Source organism: Flavobacterium sp. (assembly GCF_039932285.1).
Lineage (GTDB): Bacteria > Bacteroidota > Bacteroidia > Flavobacteriales > Flavobacteriaceae > Flavobacterium.
In genome coordinates this window covers 1-16,661 of the sequence record NZ_JBDTQE010000012.1, presented here as the reverse complement: position 1 = coordinate 16,661, position 16,661 = coordinate 1, and the positions used below count along the sequence as shown (strand labels likewise).

The window sequence follows — 16,661 nt, the reverse complement described above, 5'->3', positions numbered from 1 at the left end:
ACATTAACTATGAATAAAAAAGAACATTGGGAAAAAGTATTTGCTACAAAGCAAGAAACCGAAGTGAGTTGGTATCAAAAATTTCCAAAAACATCAATTCAATTTTTTATCGATAATAAAATCGCTAAGGATGCTAAAATTATAGATATTGGAGGAGGTGACAGTTATTTAATAGATCATTTATTAAATTTGGGTTATACCAATTTGTCTCTTTTAGATATTTCTGAAAATGCTATAAATAAAATTAAAAAAAGATTAGGTGAGAAAGCAGAAAAAGTCACTTTTATTATTTCTGATGTTTTAGATTTTAAACCAGAAAATACTTTTGATGTTTGGCATGACAGAGCTAGTTTTCATTTTCTTACAAGCAAAGAAGATATTTCAAAATATAACACGATTATATCTCAAACAATTGCTAAAAATGGTTATTTATTTGTTGGAACTTTTTCTGAAAACGGACCATTAAAATGTAGCGGCCTAGAAATTTTTCAATACTCTGAAAGCAAATTTAATGCTGTTTTTGGCAATGATTTTAATATTCTAAATTGTTTTACAGAAAATCATCAAACGCCATTTGAAACAATCCAAAATTTTATTTTTTGCAGTTTTTTAAAGAAATAATATTATTATGTACCCTAATTTAAAAGCATCTATCAAAGCTATTGCTGAAATTTTAGTATCAGAGGAACGAAAAGAAATTTTGCAACCTCTACTTGACTATATACAATTAAAAGTTGATGCCAAAAAGGAAATTAGACTCAATTTTATTTGCACTCACAATTCACGTAGAAGTCATTTCTCACAAATTTGGGCACAAACGATGGCATTCCATTTCGGAATTCAAAACACATTTTGTTACTCTGGCGGAACCGAAGCAACAGCAATTTTTTCAAAAATTCTTGAAACATTGAATAATCAAGGATTTCAAATTAAAAAATTATCCGAAACGGACAATCCAGTTTACTCAGTAAAATATGATGAAAACGAACATCCCATTATTTGTTTTTCCAAAACTTTTGATGTGGATTTTAATCCCAATTCTCAATTTGCAGCCATAATGACTTGTTCTTCTGCCGATGAAGGTTGTCCGTTTATTGCAGGAGCAGAAAAGCGTTTTCCTATTCGTTACAACGATCCAAAAGCATTTGACGGAACAGAATTAATGAATGCAAAATATGAAGAACGAAGTTTAGAAATTGCTTCTGAAATGTATTTTGTTTTTTCAAAAATCACAAATAATTAAGATGAAAAAAAGATTAAGATTTTTAGATCGTTTTTTAACATTATGGATTTTTTTAGCAATGCTTATTGGAGTTTCAATTGGTTATTTTATACCAAGCTCTGCTAGTTTTATCAATTCATTTTCTTCAGGAACTACGAATATTCCTTTAGCGATTGGTTTAATATTGATGATGTATCCACCATTAACCAAAATAGATTTTTCTAAAGTGCCTCAAATGTTTGAAAAACCTAAATTACTAACAGCATCATTTATTATTACTTGGCTTGTTGGACCATTTTTAATGTTTTTGTTGGCTACTTTTTTCCTAAAAGATTATCCAGAGTATATGACTGGATTAATTATTATTGGGTTAGCACCTTGTATTGCCATGGTTATCGTTTGGAACGAATTAGCTGAGGGAAATAGAGAATTAACAGCTGGTTTAATTGGAATTAACAGCCTATTACAAGTATTTTTCTTTAGTTTATACGCTTATTTTTATTTGGAAATTATGTTGCCATTGTTCAAAATCAAAGCGTTAGAATTAAATATTACCATTTCGGAAATTGCACAAACGGTAGGAATCTATCTCGGAATTCCATTTGCGTTGGCAATAATTACTCGATTTTCGATTAAAAAATATTTAGGAGATACATTTTTCAATCAAAAATTTATTCCATTTGTTTCTCCAATTACTTTAATAGCCTTGCTTTTTACTATTGTAATTATGTTTAGTTTAAAAGGTGAAATGATTATTGATTTGCCTCTAGATGTTCTCCGAATTGCTATACCATTAGTAATTTTCTTCTCAGTAATGTTTTTTTTGATGTTTTTTGTATCTAAGAAAATCGGAGCCAATTATCGTGATGCAGTAGCTTTGTCATTTACTGCTTCAGGAAATAATTTCGAATTAGCAATCGCCGTTTCAATTGGTGTCTTCGGAATAAATAGTGGACAAGCTTTTGCAGGAGTTATTGGTCCATTAATTGAAGTTCCTTCTTTGATTATTTTGGTCAATGTAGCATTCTGGTTAAGAAAAAAATATTATAAATAAACAACTATAAATCAACTGTTTGTAAGTTTTTATTTAGTAACTTTGATATAACCAAAAAACAACTATTATGAAAATAGCTACAATTATTGTAAGAGTATTGTTGGGAGCATTATTAGTTTTTGCTTCTGCTATGTTTTTTCTAAAACTAGCCCCAGAACCTGAAACAACAGGAGCTTTTAAAGCGTTTAATTTAGGATTGATAGCCTCAACTTATCTAATGCCTTTAGCAAAAGCACTTGAATTACTTTGCGGAATATCTTACATATCTGGTAAATATGTAACATTAGCAAACATTATAATATTACCTGTAACTTTAAATATCTTATTAATCAATCTTTTTATGTCGCCCGAAAATTTACCCATTGGTTTATTTATTTTCTTAGGCAACTTATTCTTGATTTATAGATATTGGGGGAATTATAAAAGCTTATTTATTGCCTAAAAAAAATGCTTCCAAAATTTTGGAAGCATTTTTTTTATTTATCTATCGAACCTAAAACTCGTTTCATAAAATTGTTTAAAGCTTGTTTCTTATCTTTTCCTTCTTTTGTCATTTTATGTACTTCGAGTGCGCCGTACATATTAGAAATTAATTCGCCGATAACATCTAGTTCTTCATCTTTAAGAGAGGAAACTTCTGTTAGAGATTCTAATACTTCAATAGTTTCTACGAGATAATCTTGATCATTATCTTCAATAAATTGAGTAAGGTGTTTTATAACTGGTAATTTCATAATTAAATAACTTCATTTACAAAATCAATCAAAACTTCTGCTTTATTAGTTTGGGTTTGGTTTACAAACACGCCATTTTTGAAAGTAGCAAATGTTGGTAAATTGTCTACATTGGCTAATTTTCTTGATTCAGGAAAATTTTCGGCATCAGCAATTACAAAAGTTACACTTTCGTTTTCTGAGGCCAACTTTTTAAACTTTGGTTTCATAATTCTACAATTCCCACACCATGAAGCAGAATATTGCACGACTACAATATTATTTGTATTAACAATTTCGGTTAAATTATCCTTTTCTAATTCTAGTAACATATTTTTCAATTTCAATAACAATTGCAATGTCAATATTCAAAATTACTGACATTGCAATTGAAGTTATTTATTAGTTCATTGATGATAAGTAAGATGCCGTACTGTTTCTGTCAGCGTTCATTGCTTCTTTACCAGCTTCCCAGTTTGCAGGACAAACTTCTCCTTTTTCTTGAATGTGTGTATAAGCATCGACCATACGCAAATATTCGTTTACGTTTCTACCAAGTGGCATATCATTTACACTTTCGTGGAAAATTTTTCCAGTTTCGTCAATTAGATAAGTTGCTCTAAAAGTTACGTTAGATCCTTCAACAATAATTGAATCTGTTTCTTCGCTATAACTTGTAGAATCGATATCTAAAATTCCTAAAATATTTGATAAATTGCGATTTGTATCGGCAAGAATTGGGTAAGTTACACCTTCTATTCCACCATTATTTTTTGGTGTGTTTAACCAAGCAAAATGCACTTCGTTTGTATCGCAAGAAGCACCAATTACGATAGTATTTCTTTTGTTAAATTCTGGTAAAGCTACTTGAAATGCGTGTAATTCAGTTGGGCAAACGAAAGTAAAATCTTTTGGATACCAAAACAATAATACTTTTTTGTTGTTTTTTGTAGCTTCTTCAAAAATGTTGATTTTTAAATTGTCTCCCATTTCAGAAATAGCATCTACTGCAATACTTGGAAATTTTTTACCTACTAATGACATAATTATATTTTTATAAGTTATTTTTTTAACGATGCAAAAGTAGCTATTATCTCAATTTATAATAATAACTTTTAATTATATTATCTTATTTCAATATAAATTAAAACTATTCCATAAAAAAGGCAGCCATATTTCAGACTACGTTTGTATTTATTGCAATTAGAATTGGATAGTTATATCAAATCAAAACGATCTAAATTCATTACTTTGTTCCAAGCTTTTACAAAATCATTGATGAATTTTCCTTTCGAATCGGAACAAGCATATACTTCTGCTAATGCTCTTAATTCTGAATTAGAACCGAAAATTAAATCAACCCGAGTTCCAGTCCATTTTAATTCTCCAGTAGCACGATTTCTTCCTTCAAAAACAGACGAGTCATTATTTGAAGCTTTCCAAGTTGTACTAATGTCTAATAAATTTACAAAGAAATCATTAGTCAATGTTTCTGGTTTATTTGTAAAAACTCCGTGTTTAGAATGATTGTAATTCGCATTTAAAACACGTAAACCACCAACTAAAACAGTCATTTCTGTAGTCGTTAAAGTCATTAGTTGCGCTTTATCTACCAACATTTCTTCGGAAGAAACTGTATATTTAGCTTTAGAATAATTTCTAAAACCATCTGCTTCTGGTTCTAAAACCGCAAATGAATCAACATCCGTTTGTTCTTGAGAAGCGTCATTTCTTCCTGGCGTAAATGGAGCTTTAATTTCGTGATTGGCATTTTTAGCCGCTTTTTCAATTCCTGCGCAACCTGCTAAAACAATTAAATCAGCCAAAGAAACTTTTTTACCATCTGATTGAGTGTCATTAAATGCTTTTTGAATTACTTCTAATGTGTTTAAAACCTTAGATAATTGAGTTGGATTATTTACTTCCCAATATTTTTGTGGTGCCAAGTTAATTCTTGCTCCGTTAGCGCCTCCACGTTTATCTGAATTTCGGAAAGTAGAAGCCGAAGCCCAAGCCGTTGTTACCATTTCTGAAACAGTAAGTCCAGATTCTGCAATTTTAGATTTTAATATCTCAATGTCGTTATTGTCAATCAATTTATGAGTTACTGTCGGAATTGGGTCTTGCCAAATTAACTCTTCTTTAGGTACTTCCGGACCTAAATATAATTCAATTGGTCCCATATCTCTATGGGTTAATTTGTACCAAGCACGAGCAAAAGCATCAGCAAATTCATCAGGATTTTCATGAAAACGTTTAGAGATTTTCGCATAAATCGGGTCTAATTTCATAGCCATATCTGCAGTTGTCATCATTAATCTTTGAGATTTAGAAGCATCTCCAGCAGTAGGAGCCATTTTTGCATTAGAAGCAGCGGTAGGAGTCCATTGATGAGCACCCGCTGGACTTTTAGTTAATTCCCAATCGTAACCTAATAATACATTAAAATAATCGTTATCCCATTTTGTAGGATTTGGTGTCCAAGCCCCTTCAATTCCGCTTGTAATGGTGTCATTACCAACTCCTGTACCAAATGAATTTTTCCAACCTAAACCCTGTTCTTCAATTGAAGCACCTGCAGGTTCAGCGCCTACATATTCTTCTGGATTTGCAGCACCATGAGCTTTCCCGAATGTATGTCCTCCTGCAGTTAATGCTACAGTTTCCTCATCATTCATTGCCATACGAGCAAAAGTTTCTCTAATATCTCTTCCCGAAGCTAAAGGATCTGGATTTCCGTTTGGTCCTTCTGGGTTTACATAAATAAGTCCCATTTGAACCGCCGCTAGTGGATTTTCTAAATCTCTATCTCCAGAATATCTTTTGTCATCTAACCATTTTCCTTCAGAACCCCAATAAATATCCTCTTCTGGTTCCCAAACATCAGCACGACCACCACCAAAACCAAATGTCTTAAATCCCATCGATTCTAAAGCGCAATTTCCTGCCAAAATCATTAAATCCGCCCAAGAAATCTTATTGCCATACTTTTGTTTAATTGGCCAAAGTAATAAACGAGCTTTATCTAAATTTCCGTTATCTGGCCAACTGTTTAGTGGTGCAAAACGTTGTGTTCCTGAACCCGCACCACCACGTCCATCGGCAATTCTATAAGTTCCAGCACTATGCCAAGCCATACGGATGAAAAATGGTCCGTAATGTCCGTAATCTGCTGGCCACCAATCCTGAGAATTAGTCATTAGATCCACAATATCTTTCTTTAAGGCAGTGTAATCAATACTTTTAAAAGCTTCTGCATAATTGAAATCTTTTCCCATCGGATTAGATAATTCAGAATGTTGACGAAGAATATTTAATTTTAATTGATTAGGCCACCAATCATTGTTTTTTGTGCCATTTCCAGCACTTGGTTTTGAGGTTCCTCCTGAAAATGGGCATTTGCCTTCTCCAGAAGAGTTTGTGTTGTTTTCCATAATATGATAGTTTTATTGATTTTATATTTAATATAAAGTTAAAGAATAATCTAGGTATTAACATCATTTTTAATTATATTAATTTATAAAATAATAGTTTTTTGTTATACTTATTTTATTACTTAAATTATATCAATATTATGTTATATTTGTTTTTTAGTACAATTCGATAATCTTAAGAGAATAATTATGTCATTTTCCAATTTATTCAGAAAAAAATCAACAAAAGCAATAGTTTTAGAAGGCGGAGATCACGAAGGCTCGGGTCTTAATAAAGTACTAACCGTTAAGGATTTAACTTTTTTTGGAATTGCAGCTATTATTGGTGGAGGAACGTTTAGTGCTATTGGAAACGCTTGTTTTTCAGGTGGTCCAGCAGTAGTTTTATTATATATAATGTGTGCTATTGCCTGTGGATTTACCGCTATGTGTTATGCCGAATTCGCTTCACGTGTACCTGTTTCGGGTTCTGCCTATACTTATGCTTATGTATCTTTTGGAGAAATTTTTGCTTGGATTATTGGTTGGGCATTAATTATGGAATATTCTATAGGTAACATATATATTGCTTTTTCGTGGAGTGGTTATTTTACTAATTTGCTGGAAACATTTGGAGTTCATTTACCCGAATGGCTCACAATCAATTACAAATCAGCACAAGATGCTTTTCTTGCTAGCAAAGGTGATGAAGGTTTAATGGCTTGGCAAAATGCACCAGTTATAGGCGGATTAAAAATAATTTTCGATTTACCTGCAGTTGTCATCAATTTACTAATTACATATTTAGTATATCGCGGAACAAAAGAATCTAAAAATTTTAGTAACATAATGGTTTATATAAAGTTAGCTATTATTGCATTAGTAATTGTAGTTGGCGCTTTTTATGTTGATATTGATAACTGGACGCCTTTTATGCCTAATGGTTTTAGCGGTGTAATGGGAGGAGTTTCGGCTGTTTTCTTTGCTTATATTGGTTTTGATGCTGTTTCTACATTGGCAGAAGAAAGTAAAAATCCACAACGTGACTTACCTAAAGGAATGATTTATTCATTAGTAATTTGCACCGTTGTTTTCATAGTTTTAGCATTAGTTATTACAGGAATGGTTTCCTATGAATTACTTGGTGTAAGTGATCCGTTAGCAGAAATTTTTGCATTAAAAGGTGTAAAATGGATGCTGTTTATTGTATCTATTGCAGCAGTTGTTGCCATGACAAGTGTATTGTTGGTTTTTCAAATGGGACAACCTAGAATTTGGATGACAATGTCTCGTGATGGATTGATGCCAAAGAAATTTTCTGAAATTCATCCGAAATACAAAACACCTAGTTTTGCTACAATTGTAACTGGTTTGGTTGTTGGAATTCCAATATTCTTTACCGATGAAAATTTTGTATTAGATTTTACATCAATCGGAACTTTATTTGCTTTTGTCTTAGTTTGTGGTGGGGTTTTGATGCTTTCTCCACAAAGCGAAGCGGAATTAGAAGAACGCGCAACCAAAGGGAAGTTTAGAATTCCTTATGTAAATTCTAAGTTTATTTTTCCCTTACTGGTCATTATCGGAACTGTGTTAACCATAAAATATGTGCCAGATTTCTTTACCAATATTCTCGATTTTTCTGATGGAAAAATGGCAACTAACTTACCAATGTTAGTTTTTCTAATAGTTTGTGCTGTTATGATGGTATTATCATTTACTAAAAACTTATCATTAATTCCATTATTAGGATTGGTTTCTTGTTGCTATTTGCTAACAGGAATGGCAGTTTCTAACTGGATGTGGTTTGGTTGTTGGTTAGTTATAGGATTGGTATTTTACTTTATTTATGGATATAAAAACAGTAAATTAAATTTAACAAAGCTAAAAGATTCTATTTAAAATTTGTTAAATTATTTGAAATAAAAAATCCGTCTTGACTAAACTTAGACGGGATTTTTTTATTGACACTCTTATCTTAAATTAAATTTCCAAAGCGTTCATTTAATTTAGTAAAAAAATAAGTAGCATTACTAATTCCAATACTTTCTGCAATTTCTTTTTTGGTAGCATAAGGATTCTCAAACAGTAAAATTTTGGCTTTTTGAAAACGAGCTTCCATAATTAATTCTTGAGTTGTTTGACCTAAAATAGCCTTCGTTTTTCTATTTAATGTGCTTTTAGAAATATTCAAATGTAATGCAATATCTTCCACACCAAAAGTTGGTGAATGCATGTGCTTACAAATAAGATCGTTGAGTTCAAGGTTAAATTTATTGGCAAAAACCGACAAGCTTTCTTTTTCTTCTGTCGCTAAAGTAGTCTCGAAAGCATGTAACGAATCTAGAGAATTTAAAGACTTCTTAATCATTAAATGCAATTCTTCTTCTATAAAAGGTTTATTCAAATACCCGTCAATACCCAATCGAAGCATATTGAGTTTTCCTTCTTGATCACTTCTTGCTGTAAGTACTATAATGGGGGTTTTTAGTTCTTGTTCTTTTATTTTCAATACAAGTCCTTCTCCATCTAAAACAGGCATCATATAATCTGTTATAACAATATCAAATGTTTGTTTTTGCAAAATTTCTATCGCTTCTTGACCGTTTTCTGCTTCGGTAATTTGGTAACCTTCTAAAACGTCTTTTAAATAATCACGCATTTGCTCGTTATCATCAACAATCAGGATTGACCTGTTGAAAGATGTACATTTACGCTCATAAATTCTTTTGGAGGGAACGATATCAATTAGGGAATTATTGATTGCTGTAGTAGCAGAACCGTATTCGATTGCTTTTTTAGGAATGGTTATCTTAAATGAAGTTGCTTTGTTGGCAACGCTAGTCAACGAAATTTTAAATTGATGCGCTTCGACAATACTTTGTGTAAAAGAGAGTCCTATACCACTGCCTTGACTTTTTGTGATGTCATTCTTCGATTGAAAGAAACGATCAAATACTTTGTCTAAGTCATATTCTGGGATTCCAATTCCTGTATCATTTATGGTGATAATCAAATCCTGTTCTAAAGAAACAAGAATTTCAACCGCTCCTTTTTTAGACGTAAATTTTAAAGCATTAGACAATAAATTATTAATAGACTTCGACATTAACTCTTCATCCATAAAAACTAAAACATCAGGAATAGTCATTTTTAAATCAAACTGAATTTCTTTTTTCTGAAATACTTCTTTAAAGTCGAGATAATGTTTTTCTAAAAAAGGACGCAAAGCAACTTTTTTACTATCAATGGTAAATTCATTAGAATCAATTTTACTCAAATCAATAATATTATTAATAATATTCTGAATTTGTGTTACCTGATTATTAATGATATTAATTTTCTCTTGATTTTCTTCAGTAGAACCTTTCAAGTTGATTCTAGAGGCATTTCCTTGAATTAAGGTTAATGGTGTTCTGATTTCGTGTGAAAAATTGACAAAGAAATGTGATTTGAATTCATTCAACTTATCCAGTTTATTTTTTTGTTCTTCAAGAATGACTTTATCAGCAACCACTTTATCGCGTTCTACTTCTAACAGATTTTCAATTTGATTGTTTTCTTTTTTAAAATAATTAACCAAAATATAATACAAGAAAAACAAGCATGTTAAAGCCGGACCAAAAAAATTAATGCCTGGATAATGTCTGAAAAAATAGTTGGGGAAAGCAAAACAAAGAAAAGCGACCGTAAAAATACTATAGTTTATTTTTTTGTTGTCTGTAAGTACTAAACTCACTGCTGGTGCTAAAATTAAATAAAATTCTAACAATTGTCCTTTTTTCAGGAAGTTCCCAAAGACAAAACTATTGACAATTAACATAAAAGCAAACATAAATCGTCCTATTTCATATTTTCCTTTTGAATGCAAATATTGAGACAAAATGATGATAACTAATTGTACAAAATGAACCACTACATTCAAATAAAGGATAGGTGTTTTTGTTAAATAATTCAATAGTAAAATAACCGCAGTTGTATACCAACAATAACAAAACGTATTGAACAGTTTAATTCTTTTAATTTCTGAATTGGATTGTATCGAATTACGAATTCCTAATGACACTAATGATTCATACCTGCTTTTTACCATTTTGATGCATTTCAAAAATTGAATTAAATGAATCAAAAATATACTATTTAAGTCAAATAAAAGCGATTCTGAATCAAATGGAAGTTATATGACATGAATAAACGATGAATGAACCAAATGACTCTATTTTGATTCATTCAGAATATCTAAATACCTCAAATTTGTTCTATAACAATAAATGAAAAAAACATGAAAACAAAACTATTCTTTTTAGCCTTTTTATTCTCAGCAACGTTAGTAGCACAAATTCCAAATGATGCTATCAAACGTTATTTATTTACAAATGGAAGCTTAACAAATGATGTTTCGCCTGGTAATTCCGATTTAGTTCCAACAGGAAGTTCAAGAATAAATACGATGGACCCCATTGGCAATATAAACGATGCTATATTGGTTAATTCCGATAAATTTGACGCAGGTAAAAGAGGCACAATCACAAATGTAGATATGGCCGGAAATATGTCTGTAAGTTTTTGGATTAAAACAAATACTAATGATAGTTCCGAGAGAAACATGATTTCTCAATATGGGCCTGCAGGGTTTGGCCCTTATGGATGGAATGTGATTTTAGTAAACGGAAAAATTAGATTAAAAAATAAATCTTTAATAAACGGAGCTGTAATAACTCCCGAAATTTCTGTTGAAAGTAGTGTTATCGCTGACAATCAATGGCATCATATTGTTTGTACAGTAGATAAATTACAATTTTTCTCTGGCGGATGGACATTTGGTCCACAAGTATCACTGTTCGTAGATAAAATATTTCAGAATTCAGCCCACACCGGTGGAGCTTCAAGTTTAGCTTTAATTTATTTAAATCCATCGCCAAATCTTACAATTACAATTGGTGGAGGAACACCAAATTTTACTGAAGCAATAGATAATATTCGTTTTTATAATAGAGCACTAAGCACTACCGAAATTAATTCTCTATTTTATGAATATTCTGGTACTTTAAGTCGATTCTATGTAAATTCAGCGGCAACTGGAGCAAATAACGGTTCGAGCTGGTTAGACGCATACACGAGCTTACAAACAGCATTAAATGCAGCAAATAATCAAGAAATTTGGATTGCACAAGGAGTATATAAGCCTCATGCGTCAGACAGGAATGCTTCTTTTGTTATTCCTGTTAGTATAAATATATTTGGAGGGTTTATTGGAAATGAAACACAGTTGTCAGAAAGAAATTGGAGAACAAATCCAACTATTTTATCAGGTGATTTATCAGGAAATGATGATGCAAATATCACATTCACGAATACTTTACGAAACGACAACTCCTATCATATTATTAAGGCAAATGCTAATAATATTGTTTTAGATGGTTTAACACTTTCAGATGCTCATGCTAGTGGGAGTTCGGGCGCAGACAAATCAGGTGCAGCCATAACAAAAGATGCTAATGTGACTAATTTTACTATTAAAAATTGCATCTTTAAGAATAATGTTAGTTTAGACGCTGCTGCATGTTTATTAAGTCCATATACTGTTGGAGGAACTAAAAGCTTAGCTATAGAAAATACCGAATTTAAAAATAATCTAGCAACTTATGCAACAACTTTCTATTTGTACACAAATACATCAACTATAAATACTCTAAATGTTAACATTTCAAATTCATTATTTGACACGAATAAAGCTATTGATAACGGCGCAAGTCTTGGATACGCAGGAAGTGCAGGTTGGTTTAGAGCCTACGCTAATGGTTCTACCATAAATACTAATTTTACAAATAATACTTATGTAAATAATATTGACGCTGGAACCAATGCACTTACGTTAAATAGAGCAACAATTGGTCTTGAAAAAAGAGGAACTGCTATCATAAATTCCCAAATTAACAATTGTATTTTCTGGAACAATCAAGAAATAGGTGGAGCAACTGCAAAAGCAGTTAATAGAATAGCCGATACATTTTCAACAGCTACAACAACGGTAAATAATTCATTAGACATTGATAACTTTTCAACTATTATCACAAAACAGAATATTATAACTGCAAATCCATCATTTATAAGTTTATCTGATTTTCAATTAAATTCTGGTTCTCCAGCTATTAATACAGGAAATAATACAAATGTTATTGGAACAGTAGATTTATTAGGAAATCAAAGAATTTATAATACTACAGTAGATATGGGTGCTTATGAATTTGGATCTGTACTTAGCTCTCAATCTTTCAACGAATTTTCTAATTTTAATATTTATCCAAATCCAAGTGATAGTATTATTAATGTGAGCAGTACCAAAAGCATTGACACTATGGAGATTTTTTCATTAGATGGAAGAAAAATCAAATCAGTTACCGCAAAAACAATTGATATTTCAGAACTATCGACAGGAATGTATTTGTTACAAGTAAAAACCACAGAAGGCAAAATTGGAATTAAAAAAATAATAAAAAATTAATACATTTATAAAAAATAGAAATCATGAAAAAAATAATCTTACTTCTTGGTATCGTAATCTTATCGTCATTTGATAACGCTGATAACATACTACCAACAAACAGAATAGAAAAAACAATATATTTTGAATCTAGCTTTTCATTAATAAATGACACAAAAGACAAAGTATCTATTCATACTGGAACAGGTTTTGTTTCGTTAAATAAAGGCTCTAAAACCAGTATTGGTTGCAATATAGGAAAAGAAGTTCGATGGGCAAACGAAGGTAAAAAAGGAGATGTTATTTTTAAAATCACTCCAGAAATGTGTGGTAAGACATTAAAACTCTCAGAATTCATCAAATAGCCTTCAATGAAATAAAAAATCCCGTCAAGTTTATCACAAGACGGGATTTTTAGTTATATGAATTTGAATTACCAAATTCCCAATTCTTTCATGCAAGCATGCATCATTTCATAAGTACGAGCAATATCATTATCTAATCCAATAGAAAAACGAATTAATCCGTCTGTTAATCCCATTTCTTCTTGTTCTTCCAAAGGAATTTCAGAAGAGGTAGAAGTTCCTGGTGCACTAAACAAAGTTTTATAAAAACCTAAACTTACTGCTAGGTAACCTAAATTTCTTTCTTGCATGAGTTCCATTAGTTCGTTAGCTTTATCAAGAGAACCCACATCGATAGTCATCATACCACCAAAACCATACTCGTGGTTAATCATACCTGAATAAATCTCATGACTTGGGTGAGATTTCAAACCTGGATAAACCGTTTTTATTCCGTTCTCTTCAAATTTCTGAGCCAAAAACATCGCATTATGACTGTGTTGTTTCATTCTTATATGCAAAGTTCTAAGGTTTTTCATCACACTTGCAGAACGCAAACTATCCATAGTTGGACCTAAAAGCATACTAGCGCCAGAATTTACATTTTTTAAATCATTAATAAATTCTTGCGAAGCACAAACCACACCGCCTACAGTATCACTACTTCCGTTGATGTATTTAGTCAAACTATGAATCACAATATCGGCACCCAATTTAGCAGGAGAAACCGACAATGGCGAAAAAGTATTATCAACCACTAATTTCAAATCATGTTTAATCGCAATTTTTGCCAAACCAGCAATATCAGCCACTTCAAGCAAAGGATTACTCACCGTTTCGCAATACAAAACTTTCGTATTTGTCGTAATGGCAGCTTCAACAATATCCAATTTAGTAATATCTACAAACGTAGTTTTGATACCAAATCGTGGTGCTAAATTTTTCAGAAAAGCATAAGTACCCCCATAAATAGTTCTACTCGAAACAATATGATCACCATTGCCACACAATTGCAAAAGCGTTGGTGTAATGGCGCCCATTCCAGAAGCTGCTACGTTAGCAGTTTCCGTGCCTTCCATCGCAGCAAGTGCTTTGTCTAAATATAAATTACTAGGCGAAGAATGACGAGAATATAAGTAACAACCTTCGGCATTGCCTTCAAAAGTGTCGAACATGGTTTTTGCCGACAAAAACGTATAAGTCGAACTGTCTGAAATAGATGGATTTACACCTCCAAATTCTCCAAAATATTGTAAATCTTGTATTTTGTCTGCGGGATTAAAATTTTTCATAATTTTATCTATTTTTTAGGAGCTATTCCTGCTATCCACTTTATCTTTTTGTCTGCCGAAAAGGCAAGACAAAAAGGATATCGTTACTATCAGGGCTAGGATATTTCAATTATTAACTAATAATCATCAAAAAAACAAAATATTAGATTTAATTACAATACAAATAAATTAAAATAGAAAATAAAACTATATTTTTATATATTTGTAATTTTTTAAACATTAAAACTGACAATAATTAATCATTTTTAGAAAATTTAAAATCATGAATTTAGACGAAATCGACAAAAATCTATTAAAGCTATTACAAACCGATAGTAAAAAAACTACAAAAGAACTTTCATCAAAATTAAATCTTTCTGTAACAGCCGTTTACGAACGTGTGAAAAAACTGGAGCGTGAAGGTATTATCGAAAAATATGTCGTTTTATTAAACAGAAAAAAGATTGAAAAAGGATTTGTAGTTTTCTGTCACATCAAACTAATTCAACATACAAAAGAATTCTTAACAAAATTCGAAAGCCAAGTTATTAAACTTAACGAAGTACTGGAATGTCATCACGTGAGTGGAGATTACGATTATATTCTAAAAATCGTTCTGAAAGATATGGAAGAATATCGTGAATTTCTAGTAGAAAAATTAACAACATTAGAACATATAGGTAGTACACACAGTACATTTATGATTTCTGAAGTAAAAAACACAACAGTTATCGAAATTTAATTTTTTTTAAATAATTGGTATAAATTTTTACCATTGTCATTGCAATAAAATTCGTAATTTTGTTATAAAGCCATACACTTAAATAATGGAAACAGCTCAAATTAGAAAGAAACTCATCAAGGATTTTAGTAAATTTATCCAAGATGACACCAAACTCGAAGTTCTTGAAGGTGTGTTTGATGCAATAAACAATGAAGAAAATATTTCTTTAGTTTCTGATGAGCATTATAATATAGTTTCTGAAGCACGAGAAGACTATTTTTCTACAAACAAAAAAACGAATTCTTGGGAAGAAGTCGAACTTCGTTTGAACCATAAATATGGCTTTTAAAATTCAAATTTTAAAATTAGCAGAAATTGAAATTGATAATGCTATAGCTTTTTTCGAGAATAGAAGAAAAGGTTTAGGAAAGAATTTTTTAATTTATCTAAAAGGTTATTTCAAAATTTTAGAAACAAATCCTGAATTATTTCAAATAAAAAAACAACCCTATTTTAGAGAGCTACCATTGGTAAAATTTCCGTTTGTGATTATTTATGAAATTTATAATAATGAAATTCTAATTCATTCCATTTTTCACACTTCTAGAGATCCAATAAAAAAACAATAATTGCTCTTAATTTTTACCATTGTCATTGCAATAAAATTCGTAATTTTGCAGTACTAAAAATAAAAAAACACATACTATGAGTTCATTTGACGTAGTCATTATAGGTTCAGGTCCAGGCGGATATGTATCGGCAATTCGTTGCGCACAATTAGGTTTCAAAACTGCAATTATCGAAAAATATGCAACTCTTGGCGGAACTTGTCTAAATGTGGGTTGTATTCCATCAAAAGCATTACTAGCATCATCGCATCATTACGAAGAATTACAGCATTTTGCAGACCACGGAATCGAAGTTTCTGGAGAAGTAAAAGTAAATCTAGAAAAAATGATTGCTCGTAAACAAGCCGTTGTTGATCAAACTTCTGGTGGTGTGAAATTTTTAATGGATAAAAACAAAGTAACCGTTTTCGAAGGATTAGGTTCATTTGAAGATGCAACTCATGTAAAAGTTACAAAAGCAGACGGGACTTCAGAAGTTATTGAAGCTAAAAACATCATTATTGCAACTGGTTCTAAACCATCAAGTTTGCCTTTTATCAAATTAGATAAAGAAAGAATTATCACATCTACCGAAGCATTAAAATTACCAGAAGTTCCTAAACATCTAGTAATTATTGGTGGTGGCGTTATCGGAATCGAATTAGGTCAAGTATATCTTCGTCTTGGAGCACAAGTTTCAGTAGTAGAATATATGGACAGAATTATTCCAGGAATGGATGCAGGTTTATCTAAAGAATTGACAAAAGTGTTGAAAAAACAAGGAATGAAATTCTACGTTTCTCACAAAGTAAAATCGGTAGAAAGAAA

17 protein-coding genes are annotated in these 16,661 nt (G+C 31.2%); 11 read left to right on the top strand and 6 right to left on the bottom strand.

The window, feature by feature from the left end; genetic code table 11:
• Positions 1 to 9 precede the first annotated feature (9 nt).
• From ABI549_RS04150 to ABI549_RS04135, 4 genes are all read left to right on the top strand, one after another.
• Positions 10 to 621, top strand: coding sequence for a class I SAM-dependent methyltransferase (locus tag ABI549_RS04150; protein ID WP_348075192.1), 612 nt, complete (start codon positions 10 to 12; stop codon positions 619 to 621).
• 7 nt (positions 622 to 628) lie between these two features.
• Positions 629 to 1,243, top strand: a complete 615-nt coding sequence (locus ABI549_RS04145) for a protein-tyrosine-phosphatase (protein ID WP_348075191.1) — start codon at positions 629 to 631, stop codon at positions 1,241 to 1,243.
• 1 nt (position 1,244) lies between these two features.
• Positions 1,245 to 2,276 (top strand): ACR3 family arsenite efflux transporter, encoded by a 1,032-nt coding sequence (gene arsB / locus ABI549_RS04140; protein ID WP_348075190.1) that lies wholly within the window; start codon positions 1,245 to 1,247, stop codon positions 2,274 to 2,276.
• Between the two features lie 67 nt (positions 2,277 to 2,343).
• Positions 2,344 to 2,718, top strand: coding sequence for a DoxX family protein (locus ABI549_RS04135; RefSeq protein WP_348075189.1), 375 nt, complete (start codon positions 2,344 to 2,346; stop codon positions 2,716 to 2,718).
• Between the two features lie 34 nt (positions 2,719 to 2,752).
• On the opposite strand, the gene ABI549_RS04130 is transcribed toward ABI549_RS04135, so the two are convergent.
• The 4 genes from ABI549_RS04130 to katG form a co-directional block, all read right to left on the bottom strand.
• A complete protein-coding gene (locus ABI549_RS04130; protein WP_348075188.1) occupies positions 2,753 to 3,010 on the bottom strand; it encodes a hypothetical protein in 258 nt (85 codons plus the stop codon).
• A gap of 2 nt (positions 3,011 to 3,012) precedes the next feature.
• On the bottom strand, positions 3,013 to 3,321 hold the full coding sequence (locus tag ABI549_RS04125) for a thioredoxin family protein (protein WP_348075187.1): 309 nt from the start codon (positions 3,319 to 3,321) through the stop codon (positions 3,013 to 3,015).
• Between the two features lie 70 nt (positions 3,322 to 3,391).
• Positions 3,392 to 4,033, bottom strand: a complete 642-nt coding sequence (locus ABI549_RS04120) for a peroxiredoxin (RefSeq protein WP_348075186.1) — start codon at positions 4,031 to 4,033, stop codon at positions 3,392 to 3,394.
• A gap of 173 nt (positions 4,034 to 4,206) precedes the next feature.
• Complete coding sequence (katG, locus tag ABI549_RS04115) at positions 4,207 to 6,423, bottom strand: catalase/peroxidase HPI (protein ID WP_348075185.1); 2,217 nt, start codon at positions 6,421 to 6,423, stop codon at positions 4,207 to 4,209.
• Positions 6,424 to 6,612: 189 nt separating this feature from the next.
• Between katG and ABI549_RS04110 the strand changes: the two genes are divergently transcribed.
• Positions 6,613 to 8,304, top strand: a complete 1,692-nt coding sequence (locus ABI549_RS04110) for an amino acid permease (protein WP_348075184.1) — start codon at positions 6,613 to 6,615, stop codon at positions 8,302 to 8,304.
• Positions 8,305 to 8,380: 76 nt separating this feature from the next.
• On the opposite strand, the gene ABI549_RS04105 is transcribed toward ABI549_RS04110, so the two are convergent.
• The gene (locus tag ABI549_RS04105; RefSeq protein ID WP_348075183.1) at positions 8,381 to 10,531 is read right to left on the bottom strand and encodes a response regulator; all 2,151 of its coding nucleotides are present in this window, start codon (positions 10,529 to 10,531) and stop codon (positions 8,381 to 8,383) included.
• Positions 10,532 to 10,684: 153 nt separating this feature from the next.
• Between ABI549_RS04105 and ABI549_RS04100 the strand changes: the two genes are divergently transcribed.
• Together ABI549_RS04100 and ABI549_RS04095 are read left to right on the top strand one after the other, a co-directional pair.
• Entirely contained in the window at positions 10,685 to 12,907 is a 2,223-nt protein-coding gene (locus ABI549_RS04100; protein WP_348075182.1) for a LamG-like jellyroll fold domain-containing protein, read from the top strand.
• A 23-nt stretch (positions 12,908 to 12,930) separates the two neighbouring features.
• Complete coding sequence (locus ABI549_RS04095) at positions 12,931 to 13,251, top strand: hypothetical protein (RefSeq protein ID WP_348075181.1); 321 nt, start codon at positions 12,931 to 12,933, stop codon at positions 13,249 to 13,251.
• Between the two features lie 68 nt (positions 13,252 to 13,319).
• On the opposite strand, the gene ABI549_RS04090 is transcribed toward ABI549_RS04095, so the two are convergent.
• On the bottom strand, positions 13,320 to 14,522 hold the full coding sequence (locus ABI549_RS04090; RefSeq protein ID WP_348075180.1) for an aminotransferase class V-fold PLP-dependent enzyme: 1,203 nt from the start codon (positions 14,520 to 14,522) through the stop codon (positions 13,320 to 13,322).
• 262 nt (positions 14,523 to 14,784) lie between these two features.
• Between ABI549_RS04090 and ABI549_RS04085 the strand changes: the two genes are divergently transcribed.
• The 4 genes from ABI549_RS04085 to ABI549_RS04070 form a co-directional block, all read left to right on the top strand.
• A complete protein-coding gene (locus ABI549_RS04085; protein WP_348075179.1) occupies positions 14,785 to 15,243 on the top strand; it encodes an Lrp/AsnC family transcriptional regulator in 459 nt (152 codons plus the stop codon).
• Positions 15,244 to 15,328: 85 nt separating this feature from the next.
• Positions 15,329 to 15,574 carry a hypothetical protein gene (locus ABI549_RS04080; RefSeq protein WP_348075178.1) on the top strand — a complete coding sequence of 82 codons (246 nt, stop codon included), beginning with the start codon at positions 15,329 to 15,331 and terminating at the stop codon, positions 15,572 to 15,574.
• Complete coding sequence (locus ABI549_RS04075; protein ID WP_348075177.1) at positions 15,564 to 15,854, top strand: type II toxin-antitoxin system RelE/ParE family toxin; 291 nt, start codon at positions 15,564 to 15,566, stop codon at positions 15,852 to 15,854. The genes ABI549_RS04080 and ABI549_RS04075 overlap by 11 nt, the downstream gene beginning before the upstream one ends.
• A gap of 76 nt (positions 15,855 to 15,930) precedes the next feature.
• Positions 15,931 to 16,661: FAD-dependent oxidoreductase (locus tag ABI549_RS04070; protein WP_348075176.1), on the top strand; the 731-nt coding region annotated here is incomplete at its 3' end.